This window comes from Nonomuraea guangzhouensis (genome assembly GCF_019396345.1).
In the GTDB taxonomy this organism is placed as follows: domain Bacteria; phylum Actinomycetota; class Actinomycetes; order Streptosporangiales; family Streptosporangiaceae; genus Nonomuraea; species Nonomuraea guangzhouensis.
This window is the reverse complement of the sequence record NZ_JAHKRM010000010.1, coordinates 179358-195741: the sequence shown is the minus strand read 5'-3', so window position 1 is coordinate 195741 and position 16384 is coordinate 179358. Positions and strand designations below refer to the sequence as shown.

17 protein-coding genes are annotated in these 16384 nt (G+C 70.0%); 10 read left to right on the top strand and 7 right to left on the bottom strand.

Features of this window, described 5'->3' with window-relative positions; genetic code table 11:
• Positions 1-11: 11 nt before the first annotated feature.
• The gene (locus tag KME78_RS22165) at positions 12-776 is read right to left on the bottom strand and encodes a GntR family transcriptional regulator (RefSeq protein ID WP_308127072.1); all 765 of its coding nucleotides are present in this window, start codon (positions 774-776) and stop codon (positions 12-14) included.
• A 94-nt stretch (positions 777-870) separates the two neighbouring features.
• Between KME78_RS22165 and KME78_RS22160 the strand changes: the two genes are divergently transcribed.
• A complete protein-coding gene (locus KME78_RS22160; RefSeq protein WP_219531035.1) occupies positions 871-1227 on the top strand; it encodes a hypothetical protein in 357 nt (118 codons plus the stop codon).
• A gap of 32 nt (positions 1228-1259) precedes the next feature.
• On the top strand, positions 1260-1532 hold the full coding sequence (locus KME78_RS22155; RefSeq protein WP_219531034.1) for a hypothetical protein: 273 nt from the start codon (positions 1260-1262) through the stop codon (positions 1530-1532).
• Positions 1533-1550: 18 nt separating this feature from the next.
• On the opposite strand, the gene KME78_RS22150 is transcribed toward KME78_RS22155, so the two are convergent.
• On the bottom strand, positions 1551-2072 hold the full coding sequence (locus KME78_RS22150) for a P-loop NTPase family protein (protein WP_219531033.1): 522 nt from the start codon (positions 2070-2072) through the stop codon (positions 1551-1553).
• Positions 2073-2142: 70 nt separating this feature from the next.
• Between KME78_RS22150 and KME78_RS22145 the strand changes: the two genes are divergently transcribed.
• Complete coding sequence (locus tag KME78_RS22145; RefSeq protein ID WP_219531032.1) at positions 2143-2655, top strand: SigE family RNA polymerase sigma factor; 513 nt, start codon at positions 2143-2145, stop codon at positions 2653-2655.
• Positions 2652-3833, top strand: coding sequence for a TolB-like translocation protein (locus KME78_RS22140; protein WP_219531031.1), 1182 nt, complete (start codon positions 2652-2654; stop codon positions 3831-3833). The genes KME78_RS22145 and KME78_RS22140 overlap by 4 nt, the downstream gene beginning before the upstream one ends.
• Before the next feature lie 7 nt (positions 3834-3840).
• Here KME78_RS22140 and KME78_RS22135 read toward each other — a convergent pair whose 3' ends face one another.
• The 5 genes from KME78_RS22135 to KME78_RS22115 are packed head-to-tail and all read right to left on the bottom strand — an operon-like array spanning position 3841 to position 7948.
• The gene (locus KME78_RS22135) at positions 3841-4512 is read right to left on the bottom strand and encodes a hypothetical protein (RefSeq protein ID WP_219531030.1); all 672 of its coding nucleotides are present in this window, start codon (positions 4510-4512) and stop codon (positions 3841-3843) included.
• Positions 4513-4548: 36 nt separating this feature from the next.
• Positions 4549-5061, bottom strand: coding sequence for a ricin-type beta-trefoil lectin domain protein (locus KME78_RS22130; protein WP_219531029.1), 513 nt, complete (start codon positions 5059-5061; stop codon positions 4549-4551).
• Between the two features lie 30 nt (positions 5062-5091).
• Entirely contained in the window at positions 5092-5706 is a 615-nt protein-coding gene (locus tag KME78_RS22125) for a response regulator transcription factor (RefSeq protein WP_219531028.1), read from the bottom strand.
• The gene (locus KME78_RS22120; RefSeq protein WP_219531027.1) at positions 5703-6839 is read right to left on the bottom strand and encodes a sensor histidine kinase; all 1137 of its coding nucleotides are present in this window, start codon (positions 6837-6839) and stop codon (positions 5703-5705) included. The genes KME78_RS22125 and KME78_RS22120 overlap by 4 nt, the downstream gene beginning before the upstream one ends.
• Positions 6836-7948 carry a sensor histidine kinase gene (locus KME78_RS22115; protein WP_219531026.1) on the bottom strand — a complete coding sequence of 371 codons (1113 nt, stop codon included), beginning with the start codon at positions 7946-7948 and terminating at the stop codon, positions 6836-6838. Before KME78_RS22115 ends, KME78_RS22120 begins: the two co-directional genes overlap by 4 nt.
• Positions 7949-8082: 134 nt before the next feature.
• Here KME78_RS22115 and KME78_RS22110 point away from each other — a divergent pair, with 134 nt between their 5' ends.
• The 6 genes from KME78_RS22110 to KME78_RS22085 all read left to right on the top strand — a co-directional run bounded on the left by KME78_RS22110 (position 8083) and on the right by KME78_RS22085 (position 16383).
• Positions 8083-8997, top strand: a complete 915-nt coding sequence (locus tag KME78_RS22110) for an LLM class F420-dependent oxidoreductase (RefSeq protein ID WP_219531025.1) — start codon at positions 8083-8085, stop codon at positions 8995-8997.
• 45 nt (positions 8998-9042) lie between these two features.
• Positions 9043-10530: a 3' terminal RNA ribose 2'-O-methyltransferase Hen1 gene (locus tag KME78_RS22105; RefSeq protein WP_219531024.1), complete on the top strand. Its 1488-nt coding sequence runs from the start codon at positions 9043-9045 to the stop codon at positions 10528-10530.
• Complete coding sequence (locus tag KME78_RS22100; protein ID WP_219531023.1) at positions 10527-13016, top strand: polynucleotide kinase-phosphatase; 2490 nt, start codon at positions 10527-10529, stop codon at positions 13014-13016. Before KME78_RS22105 ends, KME78_RS22100 begins: the two co-directional genes overlap by 4 nt.
• A 69-nt stretch (positions 13017-13085) precedes the next feature.
• Complete coding sequence (locus tag KME78_RS22095; RefSeq protein WP_219531022.1) at positions 13086-14474, top strand: sugar porter family MFS transporter; 1389 nt, start codon at positions 13086-13088, stop codon at positions 14472-14474.
• A 10-nt stretch (positions 14475-14484) separates the two neighbouring features.
• On the top strand, positions 14485-14991 hold the full coding sequence (gene mug / locus KME78_RS22090; RefSeq protein ID WP_308127071.1) for a G/U mismatch-specific DNA glycosylase: 507 nt from the start codon (positions 14485-14487) through the stop codon (positions 14989-14991).
• A 135-nt stretch (positions 14992-15126) separates the two neighbouring features.
• Entirely contained in the window at positions 15127-16383 is a 1257-nt protein-coding gene (locus KME78_RS22085) for an FAD-dependent oxidoreductase (RefSeq protein ID WP_219531020.1), read from the top strand.
• Position 16384 lies beyond the last annotated feature (1 nt).

Here is a 16384-nt window from a genome sequence, read left to right as displayed (position 1 = left end):
GGTACCGTAGATCAGCTGTTGCCGACGGGCCCGTTGTAGATCAGTTTCGTCGACTCCGCGGGCACGATGATGTCGGCTACTTCGACCACTTGCTCGCCCGCGAAGTAGCCGCGTTCGACGACCATCACGATGCTCCCGGTGCCGATGCCGAGCGTCCGCGCCTCCTCCGGCGAGGCCGGCCGCGCCCACACCTCCTCATCCCAGGTGTCGACCTGGATGCCGATCGCCGCCATCCTGTGCGTCACGCCGAGGCCCGCGTGCCGGCCGCCCTCAGGAACCGCGATCGGCGTGCCCTTTGTGAGGCTCAAGGGTTCCCAGCTGGTCGACAGCATCCACGGGCCCTCGTCGTTCGAGGCGAACACGTAGCGGGTGCGCATCACGTCGTGCCGGTCGCCGTCCGGCTCGGCCAACCCCAGCCGCTCACGTACCTCGGGCGGGGCTTGGGCCGTGTCTGAGTCGTACTCCCAGCTGCCGTGACGGCCTTGCTCTTTCATGAGCGCGGCGAACGGTGAACCGGCCTGGCGCTCCCGGAACCAGCTGCGCACCAGAGAGCGGCGTTGGGGGCGTTGCCGGACGAACATGCCCGCACCCGGTCTGCTGACGAGCAGGCCTTCGCGGAGAAGCAGCTGCGTGGCCTCGCGTACGACACCCTCGGCTGCCTGATATTCGGTGGCGAGCTCGTGGCGTGCGGGCAGACGTGCGCCTGGCGCAAGGTCACCTTTGGCGATTCGGGTCCTCAAGGAGGCAGCAATCCGGATGTAAGCAGGCTGTTCCACGGGATACAGCTTGACGCGCTGTACATCCAGCTTGCAAGCTGGCAGTACAGAAAGCGAGTCGGATATCCGGCTCCTCTTTTCTTGGCGGTGGACCGTGACAACCTGGACCCAGGACTACCCAGCCCTTCCCGGAAGCGCTCATGCCGCAGCGCGGCTCGCCCACGCCCTCGCCACTGCTCGGTCTCCGCGGCGAGCATCAGCCGCCTACCGGCTGGTCGAGCACCTATTCGGCTGCGCCTTGGCCAGGTCCAGCCCGTCCAGCAACCTCAATCTGATCATTGTCATCGAAGACGGAAAGATCCACTTTGAGGTGCACTATCCGAACGACCACAAGGCGGCCTTTGACACCGCGACGGCCTACCAGACCGTGTCCGCGCTCGCCGACGCCTACGGAGAAGGGCAGACAAGGCGAGGGCGGATGATCTATGCGGAACTCTGGGTGATGCCGTGACGCTTGGAGCCCGGGACTACTACCGTTCTGGGGTGACCGACAAGCGAGTGATCAGCCTCCCTGGGGAAGACGCTGCGTGGCTCGACGCGAAGGTGACGGCGGGCGGGCTTCCCTCGTTCTTGGCGGGCGTGGCCGAGCTGATCCCCACGGCCCGCAGGTGGGAAGCCTGGCTGGCCGCCGAGGCCGATGCCTTCGGCGAACCGCTGCCTGATGACCCCGAGCGTGAGGCCTACTGGACGGCGCGGCTGCACCGCTCGACCGCCGACGATGGAGCGGGATTGAGCCCCGGCTGGCCTTCGACCTGATCAGGTAGGCGCGTGAGGTCACTCCTTCTGGGACAGTCCGCCGAGCCAGCGTTTCGCTTCGCGGGCCGTACGCAGGCGGATCGCCGTCACCTCCGGATGGCGGGCGATGCGGTCGGTGGTCTGCGTCTTGCGGTGCTGGTGGTGCGTCCACGCCCACCGGATCGGGTGGTCGGGTTCGAGCCAGGAGCTCCAGTCCTCCCGGTTGCCGTTCCACAGCTCGCGCCGGGTGATCGCGCGGCCGAGTGAGCGGCGTACGACCCGCCACATCACGGTACGGCGCGGCAGGTCCAGCCAGACGACCGTGTCGGCGCGCTGCCAGAGGAGGTCGCCCAGGAAGCGGTGGTACTGGTCCTCGGTCACCCACCGCTCGCCCCGGCTGAACTCCTCCACCTCGGCCTCGAACTCCGGCCGCTTGACCCAGCCGGGACCGTGATGCAGGGCGTCGAGCTCGTGGCGGGGCAGGCCGAGCCGGGCGGCCAGCTTCCTGGCGAGCGTCGTCTTGCCCGACCCGGAGATGCCGCAGACGATGATCCTGTTCACGGTGTCAGTTTGACGGCATAGTTTCGCGACCCTGCGGCGTCCTTGCTTGGTGACACGGCGAGGAGGGTCTGTGGAAGCAGGACGTGAGGCGGACTTCCATGAGTTCGTCATCACCCGATCGGCGGCGCTGTTCCGTACCGCGTACCTGTTGACCGGGGACCGGCACGCCGCCGAGGACCTGGTGCAGTCGGCCCTGGCCAAGACCGCTTCGCGGCTGCGCGGCCTGCGCGACCCGGCGGCACTTGAGGGCTATGTCCGGCGGAGCATGTACCACGAGCAGACCAGCCGGTGGCGGCGCCGGTCACGCGGTGTCGAGGTGGCCACCGAACGGGTGCCCGAGCAGTTCCACGAGGGGCACTCCGACGCGGCCGACCTCCGGCTGGTGATGCGGGCCGCGCTGGCCAGGCTGACGCCGCGCCAGCGGACCGTGCTCGTGCTGCGTTACTTCGAGGACCTGTCGGAGACGGAGATCGCCCGGGTGATCGGCGTCCGGGTGGGGTCGGTACGCAGCCAGGTCTACCGGTCGCTGGACCGCCTGAAGAAGATCGCGCCCGAGCTGAGCGGCATGAGGGAGTTCAGGTGAACATCGAGGATCTGCTGCGCGAGACGTTCTCCGACATGGCGCGAGAGGAGGCACCGCCGCCACCGGAACGGTTCCTGCCAGCTCGCCGGAGACCGCGCGGACTGGCGCTGGCCGCGGCGGCCGCGGTCACCGTATTGGTGGCGGGCGCCACTCTGGTGATCCAGAACGGGTCGTCGCGTCAGCCCGAGCCCGTCGCCGGTGCCTCCGAAGGGCCGGTGGCCGAGGTTTGGCCGCGCGCCGTGCGGGTGGTGCCCGAGAAGCTGCCGAACGGGCCGGCGTTCGAGCCGGAGCTGTACCTGCCGGACGGCAGCCTCCTGGCCAGGACGGGCAAGGGGGACAAGCCCGTGTGGTGGTCGTACAACCTCTCATCGGGTACGGCCCGGCGGCTGATCGACTTCGTCCCGCCCGCCAAGACGGATTACACCTCCACCGTCATCACCGGTGGCGGGCAGTTGCTCTGGTACACCGTCTCCTGGGGGAAGATCAAGGGCGCTCTCGACATCTGGGCCGTCTCCACGAGCGGCGGTGCGGCCCACAAGGTCACGTCGTTCGCGCAGACCATGAAATATGGCGACATCAGCATGCTGACGGTGGCCGACGGCAAGGCGGTGTGGTCGCGCGGCATCAACGGCGGCATCTATCAGGCCCCGCTGTCGGGCGGCAAGCCGCGGTTCGTGCCCGGCACGAAGGCGCGGCACCTGCTCCAGTGGCCCTGGGCGGGCATCACCACGCGTCGAGCCGCCGACCCGTCCGGCGAACCGGATTTCCAGCACCTGGTCAACGTGCTCACGGGTGAGCGGCGGGATGCCGTCGTCAAGCAGGGGGAGCCCAAATGGGGATGCTCGCTCACCTGGTGCCTGACCGGCCTGAACGTGCGCCATCGCGACGGCTCCCGGGTACGCGCTCTGCCCGGGGGTACGGACTGGATCCTCAGTCGCACCCCCGCTCTCGACCGGTTCGTGGTCTTGCGGCAGGCGACGGGCGACGACGATGCACGCCTGGTCCTCTATGACCTGCCGACCGGGCGGAAGGGCGACCTCGGCGCCCGCCTCAAGAAGCGCGGCAAAGATACCGCCGCCATGATGAATGACGCCCAGATCGACTACGAAACCCGGAATCTGCTCGCGTACCACCTCGACGGCAAGCAGGTGATCGTCGACCTGACAGCCATCAAGTAAGCCGCTTTCATCTGAAGCGTTCGATCGTGACGGGAATCAGGCCCTGCCCGCGGATCGCCTGCCGATGGAGGTGGAGCAACGCCCCGACGGCGGACTCCGGGCCGTTCCCCATCTGTACGGTCACATCGAGACACCAGGCGACCCCCGGCCCGATCCGCCGCAACTCCCAGGTGAAGGTGTGATCCGCGGCGGTCGCCGTCGCCGTGCCGACCACGCGGGCCAGGGGGTCGTCGACCAGCTCCAACCCCAGGGCCGACCGCACGTCCGCCAGGCCGCGCCCGCCGAGCTCCCCGGCGAACAGGACGCGGTAGAGGCGCGATCCCGCCGCGCCCAGGTCAAGCGGCGCGGCGGCCGGCAACGGCTGGCGTTCGCCGAACAGGGCGCGGATCTCCGCCTCTGGCGGCAGCTCGCCCCCGCCGCACGCCTTGTAGGCGCCACCCGCGTCGTGACGGTTCACCGCGACGACCCGCGAACGCAGCAGGGCGTCGGCACGGATGCCGCGGCTTGTCGCGGACGACCCGCCCCAGGCACCGGTCGCCGCCGACCACTCGACACCGTCGATTCCGGCCGCGGTGTAGTCGTCGCAGAGCACGAACTCCTCGACCAGGATCCCCTGGGGCGGCACCCCACGGCCTGGCGAGGCGAAGATCAAGTAGTAGTCCAGCGAGGCGTCCGACATCACGTGATCCTCCGAGCTAGGGGGTTACCGGATCGCCTAGCTGACACGGACCCGAGGGCCCAGCGTCCAGCTCTGGTTCGTGCTGCCCGGATCGCAGCGCGAGCCGAAGACCTGGCCCTTGTCGTTGCTGTTCAGACAGGTATCCGGTGACACGCCCTTCCACTTGATCAGGAACCGGTCGCCGAAGTTGGTCTTGATGGTGGTGAAGGTGAACCGCTGATGCTTGAGATCGGCCCCGCAGCGGCGTACGAGCACGAGCGAGCCGTTGGGCGCACCGATGCACAGCTTGCCGTGGAAGTCGGCGCTGGCGAGTTGGGAGCGGGCCGTGCGGTTCCATAAGTAGCCCTGGAGGCCGGGCTGGCACTCCCAGGTCCGCGCGATGTTGCCCATCCGCCGAGTCGAGCTGTCGCCGGCGATGGTGAGGCACATGAGGGTGGAGACGTTCTTGATCACGTATCCGCTGTCCGCCAGCGCGGGCGCGGTCGGTAGGAGGGTGCCCAGCAGGGTCGCCGCGAGGGCCACGGTTGCGATCTTTGCCCGTCTTCTCATGGGTCGGCATGCTATCCAGACCGGCGATCTTCAGAGCCACCCCATGCGCTGCGCCGTACGGATGGCTTCGAGCCGGTTCTGGGCGTTCAGCTTGGTCATCGCGCTGGACAGGTAGTTGCGTACGGTTCCCTCAGTGAGGTGCAGCTCGGCGGCGATCCGGGCGATCGTCGCGCCGTCGCCGGCCAGCCGCAAGGCGTCCCGTTCGCGGTCGGTCAGGGGGCTGTCTCCGGCGGCCATCGCCGCCGCGGCCAGTTCGGCGTCCAGGTAGCGGCCGCCCGACTGGACCTTGCGGATGGCCATGGCCAGTTCCTCGGCCGAGGCGTCCTTGCCGAGGAAGCCGCTCACCCCCGCCGCCATCGCCCGGCGCAGGTATCCGGGCCGTCCCAGGCTGGTCAGGATGACGATCTTGCACAGGGAGCTGATCTGCTCCGCCGCGCTCAGGCCGTCCATGCCGGGCATCTCGATGTCGAGTACGGCCACGTCGGGGCGGTGTTCGACGACGGCGGCCAGCACCTCGTCGCCGCGGCCGACCTGGGCGATCACCTCGATGCCCGCCTCCAGGTCGAGCAGGGCCGCGATGGCGCCGCGGACCAGGTGCTCGTCGTCGGCCAGCAGGACGCGGGTCGTCCCCGCAGGAGCGGTCATGCCGGCACCGCCGCCCTCAGCAGGTACGCGCCGTCACCCGTGCAGGCCGTGGACAGCGTGCCGCCCGCGGCGCTGACCCGCTGCGACAGGCCGCCGAGCCCGTCCGGCGCGTGGTCGTTCACCGGCCCCTCGACCCCGTCGTTGGACATCTCCAGCACCCCATCCTCGATCGTGATCGTGCAATGCCCGGCCTTGCTGTGCTTGAGCACGTTGGTCGCGCCTTCGCGGACCACGGTGGCCAGCAGCGTGCGGGTCTCGGCGGTCAGCGAGGTCGTGTCCGCGCGGACGGCGCACCGTACGTCCGCCGCCTCCAGGACCGCCCGCACGCTGGCGAGGACCTCGTCGAGGTCCAGGGCCCGATAGCTCTGTACGGTGGAGCGCACCTCGCGCAGCGTCTGCCTGGCCAGGTCGCGCACCTCGAACATCTCGCCCGCGGCCGCCGAGGGATCCTCGCGCAGTGTTCGCGAGGCGGCCTCGGCCCCGGCCGAGATGTCGGCGAGGCTCTGGCCGAGCAGGTCATTCAGGTCGCGGGCGAAGCGCAGCCGTTCCTCCGACACCGCGAGCATGGCCCTGGCCTCCTGGCCCTCGTGGGCGTCCTTGGCCACGCGCCACAGCCACAGGTTCGCCAGGAGGCCGCCGGTCACGAGGCCGGTGAGGACGGTCTGGAGCAGGAAGATCTCGATCAGGAACCCGGTGGCCAGCGTGATGTACACGTTGACGACGACGATCGACCCGACGGCCAGGACGAGGGTGGTGCGCCTGCGGACGTACGGGGCGAGCATCCCCAGCCACACAGGAATGGCCCAGATCAGCAGGAGGACGGACAGGAGCAGCGTGATGACGCCGGAGACCGCCAGGATCACGGTCGGCCGCCGCCCGCCCCTGACGGCGATCCTGAACGGGCGGGTGGCCAGCCCGAGCAGGATGAGAAGCAGGACGGCCGCCGCTGCCGCGAGCCACCCGGGGACGCCCTCCTGCCACCGGACGGTCAGCTCCAAGAGCCCTAACAGGGCGAGCAGGTTGGCGACGTCGGCGCTGACGAGGATCAGCCAGCGCACCTTGTCGAGCCGGCTCGCCCGCCGAAGCCGGTCCCTGCCGCGCAGGACGTGACGCACACGGGCGGCCCGCATCATGCGGGCACCGCCGCGCGCAGCAGGAACTCGCCCGCGGGCGTGGGAGCCGCCGTGAACGAGCCGCCCGCGGCCGTCATCCGCTCGGCCAGCCCACGCAGGCCGCTCCCGGCCCCGGCCGCGGGCCCGTGGACGCCGTCGTTGCGCATCTCCAGCACGCCACCGTCGATGACGATCGCGCAGTGCGTGGCCTTGCTGTGCTTGAGCACGTTGGTGGCACCTTCGCGGACCGCCCAGGCGAGCAGCGCGCGGGCGGCGGGGGACAGGTCGTCGGCCCTGGCCTCGATGACGCACCGAGCGCCCGCCGCCTCCAGCGCCACGCGTACCCCGGCGAGCTCCGCGTCCAGGTCCAGCAGCCGGTAGCCGTCCACCGCCACCTGCACCTCGGCGAGCGACTCCGCGGCCAGGCGGCGTACCCCGGCCATCTCGGCCGCGGCCTTGCCCTCGTCGATGGTGGCCAGCTTGGCGGCCAGTTCGCTCTTCAGCGTGATGACGGACAGGCTGTGGCCGAGCAGGTCGTGCAGGTCGCGGGCGAAGCGCAGCCGCTCATGCGACACGGCCAGCGTGGCCTTGGCCTCCCGGCCGTCGTACGCCTCCCTGATCGTCCACCAGACCCAGCGCCAGAGCCTCATGGTGGCGGGCAGCAGCGCGGCGGACAGCGTCATGGAGATCAGGACGGCCGGCCACGGCTGGTCGGCGACCGCCGACAGGTAGACGGTGATCAGCGCGACCAGCACGGCGCCCACGCAGGCCGTCGCCCGGAACGGGAGGTAGAGGGCGAGGACCGAGAGCCAGATGATCGCGGCCATGCCCCACGACCCGTCAGTGGTGGAGGGCGGCGCGAGCGCCAGCGCGCCCGCCGCGAGCAGCCCGCCCGCGACCAGCTTCGCGACGGGGCGCGGCCGATCGTCGAAGGCGTCCCGCAGGACGAGGAGGCCGAACACCAGCGAGGCCAGCAGGCAGACCTCGGCGGCCACCGCGTGCGGTACGGAGATCCGCCGCTCGTCGGCCGAGGTGATGATCGCTATGGAGAGAAGGGCGGCCATCAGGGCGACCGAGGCGTCCATCCAGTAAAGGAGGATCTTCTTCGCCGTCTCCGGACGGGTCGCCATCTCACCCCTCCATCGCCGACAAGAGCCACGTTGCTCACAAAATCCTATGGCTGTCGCGGGGGCGGCGTGGTGGGTCGGGGGCATTCTCCAGGAGTCGTCCCATGTGTGGTGGTACGTGAGCGGATAATGGCCTTATGAAGTTGCGGATCTTCACCGAGCCCCAGCAGGGTGCCACCTACGATGACCTGCTCGCCGTCGCCCAGGCCACGGAACGGCTGGGCTTCGACGCGTTCTTCCGGTCCGACCATTACCTGCGCATCGGGGCGGGTGACCCGGGCCCGGGTTCGACCGACGCCTGGCTCACGCTGGCCGCGCTGGCCAGGGAGACCTCCCGGATCAGGTTGGGCACGCTGGTGAGCCCGGCCACGTTCCGGCTGCCGGGGCCGCTGGCCATCAGCGTCGCGCAGGTGGACCAGATGAGCGGCGGCAGGGTCGAGCTGGGCCTCGGCACCGGCTGGTTCGACCAGGAGCACACCGCGTACGGCATCCCGTTCCCGCCGGTGGGCGAGCGGTTCGGCCGGTTCGAGGAGCAGCTGGAGATCATCCAAGGACTCTGGACGGCGGAGAAGTCCTACTCGTTCGAGGGCAGGTACTACCGTCTCGTCGACTCGCCCGCGCTGCCCAAGCCGGTCCAGCGCCCGCACCCGCCGATCATCATCGGCGGCACCGGCGCCAAGCGCACGCCCCGGCTGGTGGCCGCCTTCGCCGACGAGTACAACGTGCCGTTCAGGACCCTGTCGGACACGGGCGAGGCCTATGACCGGGTACGGGAGGCGACGGCCGAGACCGGCCGCACCGTGATCCTTTCGGCGGCGCAGACCGTCTGCGTCGGCCGTGACCAGGCCGAGCTCGACCGGCGCGCGGTCGCCATCGGGCAGGACCTGGCCGGTCTGCGGGAAGGCGGCCTCGCGGGAACCCCGGCCGAGGTGGTCGACAAGATCGGCCGGTTCGGCGAGCTCGGCGCCGAGCGTGTGTATCTCCAGGTCATGGACCTGTCCGACCTCGAACACCTGGAGCTGATCGCGGCCGAGGTCCTGCCGCACGTCTGACATATCCGTTGGCGCCCCTTCGTTGGACTACGGCACACTTGCCGGGTGCTGCTGACCATTTCGACCACCGCCACACCTGCCACCGATCTGGGCTTTCTCCTGCACAAGCATCCAGATCGGGTGCAGGAGTTCGGCCAGTCGTTCGGTACGGCCACGGTCTTCTACCCGGAGTCCGGCGAGGGGCGCTGCACGGCGGCGCTGCTGCTCGACGTCGACCCGATCGCGCTGGTCCGGTCACGCGGCAAGAACTCGCCCGACTTCAGCCTGTCCCAGTACGTCAACGACCGGCCCTACGCCGCCTCCTCGCTGCTGGCCGTGGCCCTGGGTGACGTCTTCCGGACCGCGCGGGCCGGGCGGTGCAAGGCCCGGCCGGACCTGCCGGGCCGGCCGATGCCGCTGGTGATCGGGCTGCCGGCGCTGCCCTGCCGTGGCGGGCCCGAGCTGGCGGCCCGGCTGTTCGAGCCGCTCGGCTGGGCCGTCGAGGCGCTGGCCGTACCCCTGGACGAGGGGTTTCCCGAGTGGGGCGACTCGCGTTACGTGCGGCTGACGCTCAGCGGGACCGTACGGCTGGCCGACGCCCTCAACCACCTGTACGTGCTGCTGCCCGTGCTCGACGACGGCAAGCACTACTGGATCGCGCCCGACGAGGTGGACAAGCTGGTCAGAGCCGGTGAGGGCTGGCTGTACGCGCACCCGGAGCGCGGCCTGATCATGCGGCGCTACCTGGGCCGCCGCTGGGCGCTGGCCCGGACGGCGCTGGCCAGGCTGGCCGAGCTCGGCGACGAGACCGAGGAGCAGCTGGAGCCCGCGGTCGACGAGGACGCGGCGGCGGGGGAGACCGCGGCCGACGAGGCGGCCGCCGCGGAGGCCGAAGCGCAGGGCGACGCGCCGAGCGATGCGCCGGGCAGCGCGCCGGGCAGTGCGCCGGAGGCCAAGCCGAAGGCGCTCAACGTCAGGCGGCGCGAGGCCGTACTGGAGACCCTGGAGGAGATCGGCGCGACGAGCGTGATCGACCTCGGCTGCGGTCAGGGCGAGCTGGTCGGCGCGATGCTGGCCAGGCCCAGGTTCGCCAGGGTCGCCGGGATGGATGTCTCGGCGATGGCGCTCACCATCGCCGCGCGCAAGCTCAGGCTGGACCGGATGCCCGACAGCAAACGGGCCAGACTGACGCTGTTCCAGGGCGCGCTCACCTACACCGACAAGCGGCTGTCCGGCTATGACGCGGCCGTGCTCATGGAGGTGATCGAGCACGTCGACCCGCCGCGTCTGGCGGCGCTCGAACGCGTGGTGTTCGGCCACGCCCGGCCCCAGCACGTGCTCGTGACCACCCCGAACATCGAGTACAACCCCCGCTACGAGTTCCTGACCGGGCTGCGCCACCGTGACCACCGCTTCGAGTGGACCCGCGCCGAGTTCGCCGCGTGGGCCTCGCGGGTGGCCGATGATTACGGCTACCAGGTCACCTTCAAGCCGGTCGGCGACGACGACCCCGAGGTCGGGCCGCCCACCCAGATGGGAGTGTTCACCCGATGATCAGCGTCCCCGAGCTGTCTCTCGTGGTGCTCGTCGGCGTGTCGGGCAGCGGGAAGTCGACGTTCGCCGCCAAGCACTTCAAGCAGACCCAGGTCATCTCGTCCGACTTCTGCCGCGGCCTGGTCGCCGACGACGAGAACGACCAGTCGGCCACCCCCGCCGCGTTCGACCTGCTCCACCACATCGTCGGCGTCCGCCTGGCCAGAGGGCTGTTCACCGTGGTCGACGCCACGAACGTGCAGTACGCCGCCCGCCGGAGCCTCATCGACCTGGCCAAGAAGCACGACGTGCTGGCCGACGCGATCGTGCTCGACACCCCCGAGGAGGTGGCGATCGAGCGCAACGCCGGCCGCTCCGAGCGCGACTTCGGGCCCGGCGTGGTGATCCGCCAGCGCAAGGACCTGCGCCGCTCGCTGGGCAAGATCTCCCGCGACGGTTTCAGGAAGGTGCACGTGCTGCGCGGCCTCGACGCCATCGAGAACGCCGAGCTCTCCTACGAGAAGGCGTGGACCGACAAGCGCGAGCTGACCGGCCCGTTCGACGTCATCGGCGACATCCACGGCTGCCGCTCCGAGCTGGAGACCCTGCTGGGCACCCTGGGCTGGGAGATCGAGCGCGCCGACGGCAAGGCGGTGACGGCGCAGCACCCCGCCGGGCGTACGGCGGTGTTCGTCGGCGACCTGGTCGACCGCGGCCCCGACTCGCCCGGCGTGCTCCGCCTGGTCATGGGCATGGTCGCGGCCGGCACCGCGATCTGCGTCTCGGGCAACCACGAGGCGAAGCTGGTGCGCGCGCTGAACGGCCGCAAGGTCACGGTCGCCCACGGCCTCAAGGAGTCGCTCGACCAGTTCGCCGCCGAGCCGCCCGAGTTCGTCGAGCGGGCCCGTACCTTCATGGAGGGCCTGATCAGCCACTACGTGCTCGACGGCGGCCGGCTCGTCGTCGCGCACGCCGGGCTCAAGGAGGCCTACCACGGCCGCGCGTCCGGCAGGGTCCGCTCGTTCGCCCTGTACGGCGACACGACCGGCGAGACCGACGAGTACGGCCTGCCGGTCCGCTACCCGTGGGCCGAGGAGTACCGCGGCCGGGCCATGGTCGTCTACGGTCACACGCCCACGACCAAGCCCGAGTGGATCAACAACACCATCTGCCTCGACACCGGCTGCGTGTTCGGCGGCACGATGACCGCGCTGCGCTACCCGGAACGCGAGCTGGTCTCCGTCCCCGCCGAGCAGATCTGGTACGCGTCGGTCAAGCCGCTCGGCGGCGGGCCCGCTCGCGACCCGGGCATGCTCGACATCGGCGACGTCCAGGGCACCAGGCACGTCGAGACCCGGTTCGGCACCCGCGTCAAGGTGATGGAGGAGAACGCGGCCGCGGCTCTGGAGATCATGAGCAGGTTCGCGGTGGACCCGCGCTGGCTGGTCTACCTCCCGCCGACCATGGCCCCGCCGGAGACGTCCACGCTCGACGGCTACCTGGAGCACCCGCACGAGGCGTTCGAGGAGTTCGCCGCCGCCGGGGTGACCGAGGTCGTGTGCGAGGAGAAGCACATGGGGTCGCGCGCCGTCGCCGTGCTCGCCAGGACCCCCGAGGTGGCCGCGGCCCGCTTCGGCGTCACCGACGGCTCCGCGGGCGCGGTCTACACGCGTACCGGGCGCCCGTTCTTCGACGACATGGCGCCGCTGGTGGACCGGCTGCGGGAGGCGTGCGAGCCGCTCTGGGCCGAGCTCGGCTCCGACTGGGTGGCGCTCGACTGCGAGCTGCTGCCCTGGTCGGCCAAGGCGGGCGAGCTGATCAGGAGCCAGTACGCCTCCGTCGGCGCGGCGGCGCGCGCGGCGCTGCCCGAGGCTGTGTCGGTTCTGGAGGCGGCCGCCGGGCGCGGGCTGGATGTGGGCGGGCTACTCGCCCGCACTCGACGCCGCACCGACAACGCTGCCCTGTTCCGCGACGCCTATGCGCGTTACTGCTGGCCGGTTGACGGCCTGGACGGGGTACGGGTCGCGCCGTTCCAGATCCTGGCCTGCGAAGGCCGGGCCACGGCACTGGAGCCGCACGCCTGGCACCTGTCGAAGCTCGCCCTGCTCGACTCGCCGCTGATCACCCCGACCAGGCACGTCTTCATCTCGCTCGACTCGCCGGAATCGCGGGCCGGGGCGGTGGACTGGTGGTCGTCGCTGACGGCGGCCGGCGGCGAGGGCATGGTGGTCAAACCAGCCCAGTACGTGGCAGGCCGGGTCCAGCCCGGAGTCAAGGTACGCGGCCGCGAATACCTGCGGATCATCTACGGTCCCGACTACACCGAGTCGCTCGACGTGCTGCGCAGGCGCTTCCTGGGCAAGAAGCGGTCCATGGCGCTGCGCGAGTACGCGCTCGGCCTGGAAGCCCTGTCGCGCCTGGCCGAGGGCGACGCGGGCTGGCGGGTGCACGAGCCGGTCTTCGCGGTGCTCGCCCTGGAGTCCGAGCCGGTGGACCCGCGCCTGTAGTTTTTGAGTAATCGTGGCCGTACGAGAAGTGACGGCGGGTAAATCCCCTTTCCGGGGAGGGAGTCCGCAATGGCTACTCAGTACGGCCGCCAGGAGAACCTTGGTCACGTCGTCTTCATCACGGCGGCAGCGGCCATCGGCGGGTTCCTTTTCGGATACGACAGCGCCGTGATCAACGGCGCCGTCGTCGGGATCCAGAAGTACTTCAAGGTCGGCCCGGTGGAGATCGGCGTCGTCGTGGCCATCGCGCTGCTCGGCTCCGCCGTCGGCGCCTGGATCGCGGGCCGGCTGGCCGATTGGTGGGGACGTACCAGGACGATGCAGGTGGCGGCCATTCTCTTCTCCGCCAGCTCGATCGGGCAGATGCTGCCGTTCGCCCTGTGGGACCTGGCCCTCTGGCGGGTGCTGGCGGGCATCGCGATCGGGATGGCCTCGGTGCTCGGCCCGGCCTACATCGCCGAGGTGTCGCCGCCGGCCTACCGGGGCCGGCTCGGCTCGTTCCAGCAGCTCGCGATCGTGCTGGGCATCGCGTTCTCGCAGCTGGTCAACTACGCCTTCGTCCGGCTGGCGAGAGGCGACGTCAACAACAGCCTGTGGGGCCTGCAGGCCTGGCAGTGGATGCTGGGCGCGTGCGTCGTGCCGGCCCTGCTCTACCTGCTGTTCGCCTCGACCATCCCCGAATCGCCCCGGTACCTGATCGCGGTCGGCCGGATCAGGCAGGCCCGTACGGTGCTGACCGAGGTCGAGGGCGAGCACGTGGATCTGGACGCCCGGGTGGCGGAGATCCATCAGGTCCTCAAGACCGAGGAGAGGTCCTCGATCAAGGAGCTGCGCGGGCCCGCCTTCGGGCTGCTGCCGATCGTCTGGATCGGCATCGCCCTGTCGGTCTTCCAGCAGTTCGTCGGCATCAACGTGATCTTCTACTACTCCTCGGTGCTGTGGCAGTCGGTGGGCGTCACCCAGAGCAACTCGCTGCTGATCAGCTTCTCCAGCTCGGTCATCAACATCATCGGCACCTTCATCGCGATCTCGCTGGTCGACCGGATCGGGCGCAAGCCGCTGCTGCTCATCGGCTCGGCGGGCATGGCCATCTCGCTGGCCACGGCCGCGTGGGCGTTCTCCTACGCCCGCGGGCTCAGCCTGCCGCCTCCGCAGGGGCCCATCGCGCTGGTCGCGGCCAACGTGTTCGTGCTGTTCTTCGCGCTGTCGTGGGGTGTCGTGGTCTGGGTGCTGCTGGGGGAGATGTTCCCCAACCGCATCCGGGCCGCCGCCCTCGGGGTGGCCGCCTCGGCGCAGTGGATCGCGAACTGGGCGATCACGGTGTCGTTCCCGGCCCTGGGGAAGTGGAACCTGCCGCTGACGTACGCCGGGTACTCGTTCTTCGCCGTGCTGTCGTTCCTGTTCGTCACCAAGTTCGTCAAGGAGACCAAAGGCCGCAAGCTTGAGGAGATGGGTTAGCGTCCGATGCGTGATTGACGACGTACTCGGCCCCTCGCTCGATGTGTTGTTCTGCGGCATCAACCCCGGGCTCATGTCGGAGGCCACCGGCCATCACTTCGCCCGGCCGGGGAACCGGTTCTGGCCCGCGCTGCATCTGTCCGGGTTCACGCCCCGGCTGCTCGCGCCCGCCGAGCAGCACCTCCTGCCGTCGTACGGGCTGGGCATCACCAACGTGGTGGCCCGGCCCAGCGCCAAGGCGTCGGAACTGACGCGTGCCGAGCTGGTCGAGGGCGGGGCCCGGCTGGCCGGGCTGGTGGCTTCGGTGAAGCCTCGGGTGCTGGCCGTGCTGGGGGTCTCGGCGTACCGTACGGCCTTCGCCCGGCCCAAGGCGGCCGTCGGGCTCCAGGAGGAGGCGGTGGGCGGGGTGCCGGTGTGGGTGCTGCCGAACCCGAGCGGCCTGAACGCCCACTGGACCCTGGCCGGAATCGCAGGTGAGCTGAGGCTCGTGCGTGAGCATACTGAGCAGTCGGAATGAAGCCGCTCCGCGACTCTTGACGCGCTCAGATCTCGATCCCTACTATCGGGTAACCTCTAAAGGATCTACTCAATCCCCGTTTACGGTTCAACCACTTCATGGTTCGCGGAGTGGCGCCTCGTAGGGAAATGTCGAATGACAGATGACTATGACGTCGTCATAGTGGGCGCGAGCATTGCCGGATGCGCCAGTGCAATATTATTCGCGAATCTCGGCGCTCGCGTCGCCCTCTTGGAAAAGCATTCCGGCATGGACGCGTACAAGGTGTTGTGCACCCATACGCTGCAACCGAGCTGCCTGCCGGTCATGAAGACGCTGGGCCTGCTGCCTCTGCTCGAAGAGGCCGGGGCGCACGGGCACGTCACCCACCTGTGGACGAAATGGGGCTGGATCGCGCCGCGGTCCGCGCCCGGCGAGGACCCGCTGCCGCACGGCGTCAACGTCCGGCGCCAGACCCTGGACCCCATGCTCAGGCGGCTCGCCGCCGAGACCCCGGGCGTCGACCTCCGGCTCGGCCAGAACGTCAACGGCCTCCTGGAGGAGGACGGCCGCTGCACCGGAGTCCGCGTCACCGCCAACGGCGTGGAGACCCGGCTGACGGCGCGGCTGGTCGTCGGCGCGGACGGCCGCAACTCGACCGTGGGCGCCCTCAGCGGGCTGCCCGTGAGGCTGAGCGCCAACAACCGGCTGGGCTTCTTCGCCCAGTACCGTGGCCTGCCGGAAGACGCGCCGAGCCGGGTGTGGTTCCTCGACCCCGACACCGCCTTCGCCTTCCCCAACGACGACGGCATCACCGTGGTCGCCTGCTCGCCGAACAAGGAACAGCACACCTCGGCCTTCCGCGGCGATCTCGAAGGAAGCTTCGAACGGTTCGTCCGCGCCCTGCCCGACGCTCCGCGCATCGACGAGGCCGAACGCGTCTCCAAGATCGTCGGGACGCTCGACCTGCCCAACGTCTACCGCAAGCCGTACGGACCGGGACTCGCCCTGGTCGGCGACGCGGCGCTGGCCACCGATCCGCTGTGGGGGGTCGGCTGCGGCTGGGCGTTCCAGTCGGCGCAGTGGCTGGTGGACGCCGTCGGGGGCGCCGTGGCGAACCAGCACGACGTGCTGCCGGGACTGGCCGAATACGGAAAAGCACACCGTGCGGCGCTGGACAGCCATCACAAGCTGATGGAGGACTATTCGGCCGTGCGGCCGTTCAATGTCTTCGAGCGGCTGCTGCTTTCCGCGGCGGCCCGCGACGACGGAGCCGCCAGGCATTATTACTCCTTCGCCTCCCGGCTCATCGACGTCAAGCAGTTCGCGTCACCGGGCTCGCTGCTGCGCGCGGCGCGGGTCAACGCATTCCATCGTCTCCGCAACGGGTCGGCCCGTGTAAATCAGATTTGAA

Excerpts from the sequence above, each read along its gene's own strand:
- KME78_RS22135 (WP_219531030.1), bottom strand. The coding sequence starts at position 4,512 with ATGTCGGACGCCTCGCTGGACTACTACTTGATCTTCGCCTCGCCAGGC.
- KME78_RS22130 (WP_219531029.1), bottom strand. The coding sequence starts at position 5,061 with ATGAGAAGACGGGCAAAGATCGCAACCGTGGCCCTCGCGGCGACCCTG.
- KME78_RS22125 (WP_219531028.1), bottom strand. The coding sequence starts at position 5,706 with ATGACCGCTCCTGCGGGGACGACCCGCGTCCTGCTGGCCGACGACGAG.
- KME78_RS22120 (WP_219531027.1), bottom strand. The coding sequence starts at position 6,839 with ATGATGCGGGCCGCCCGTGTGCGTCACGTCCTGCGCGGCAGGGACCGG.
- KME78_RS22115 (WP_219531026.1), bottom strand. The coding sequence starts at position 7,948 with ATGGCGACCCGTCCGGAGACGGCGAAGAAGATCCTCCTTTACTGGATG.
- KME78_RS22110 (WP_219531025.1), top strand. The coding sequence starts at position 8,083 with ATGAAGTTGCGGATCTTCACCGAGCCCCAGCAGGGTGCCACCTACGAT.
- KME78_RS22100 (WP_219531023.1), top strand. The coding sequence starts at position 10,527 with ATGATCAGCGTCCCCGAGCTGTCTCTCGTGGTGCTCGTCGGCGTGTCG.
- KME78_RS22095 (WP_219531022.1), top strand. The coding sequence starts at position 13,086 with ATGGCTACTCAGTACGGCCGCCAGGAGAACCTTGGTCACGTCGTCTTC.
- KME78_RS22085 (WP_219531020.1), top strand. The coding sequence starts at position 15,127 with ATGACAGATGACTATGACGTCGTCATAGTGGGCGCGAGCATTGCCGGA.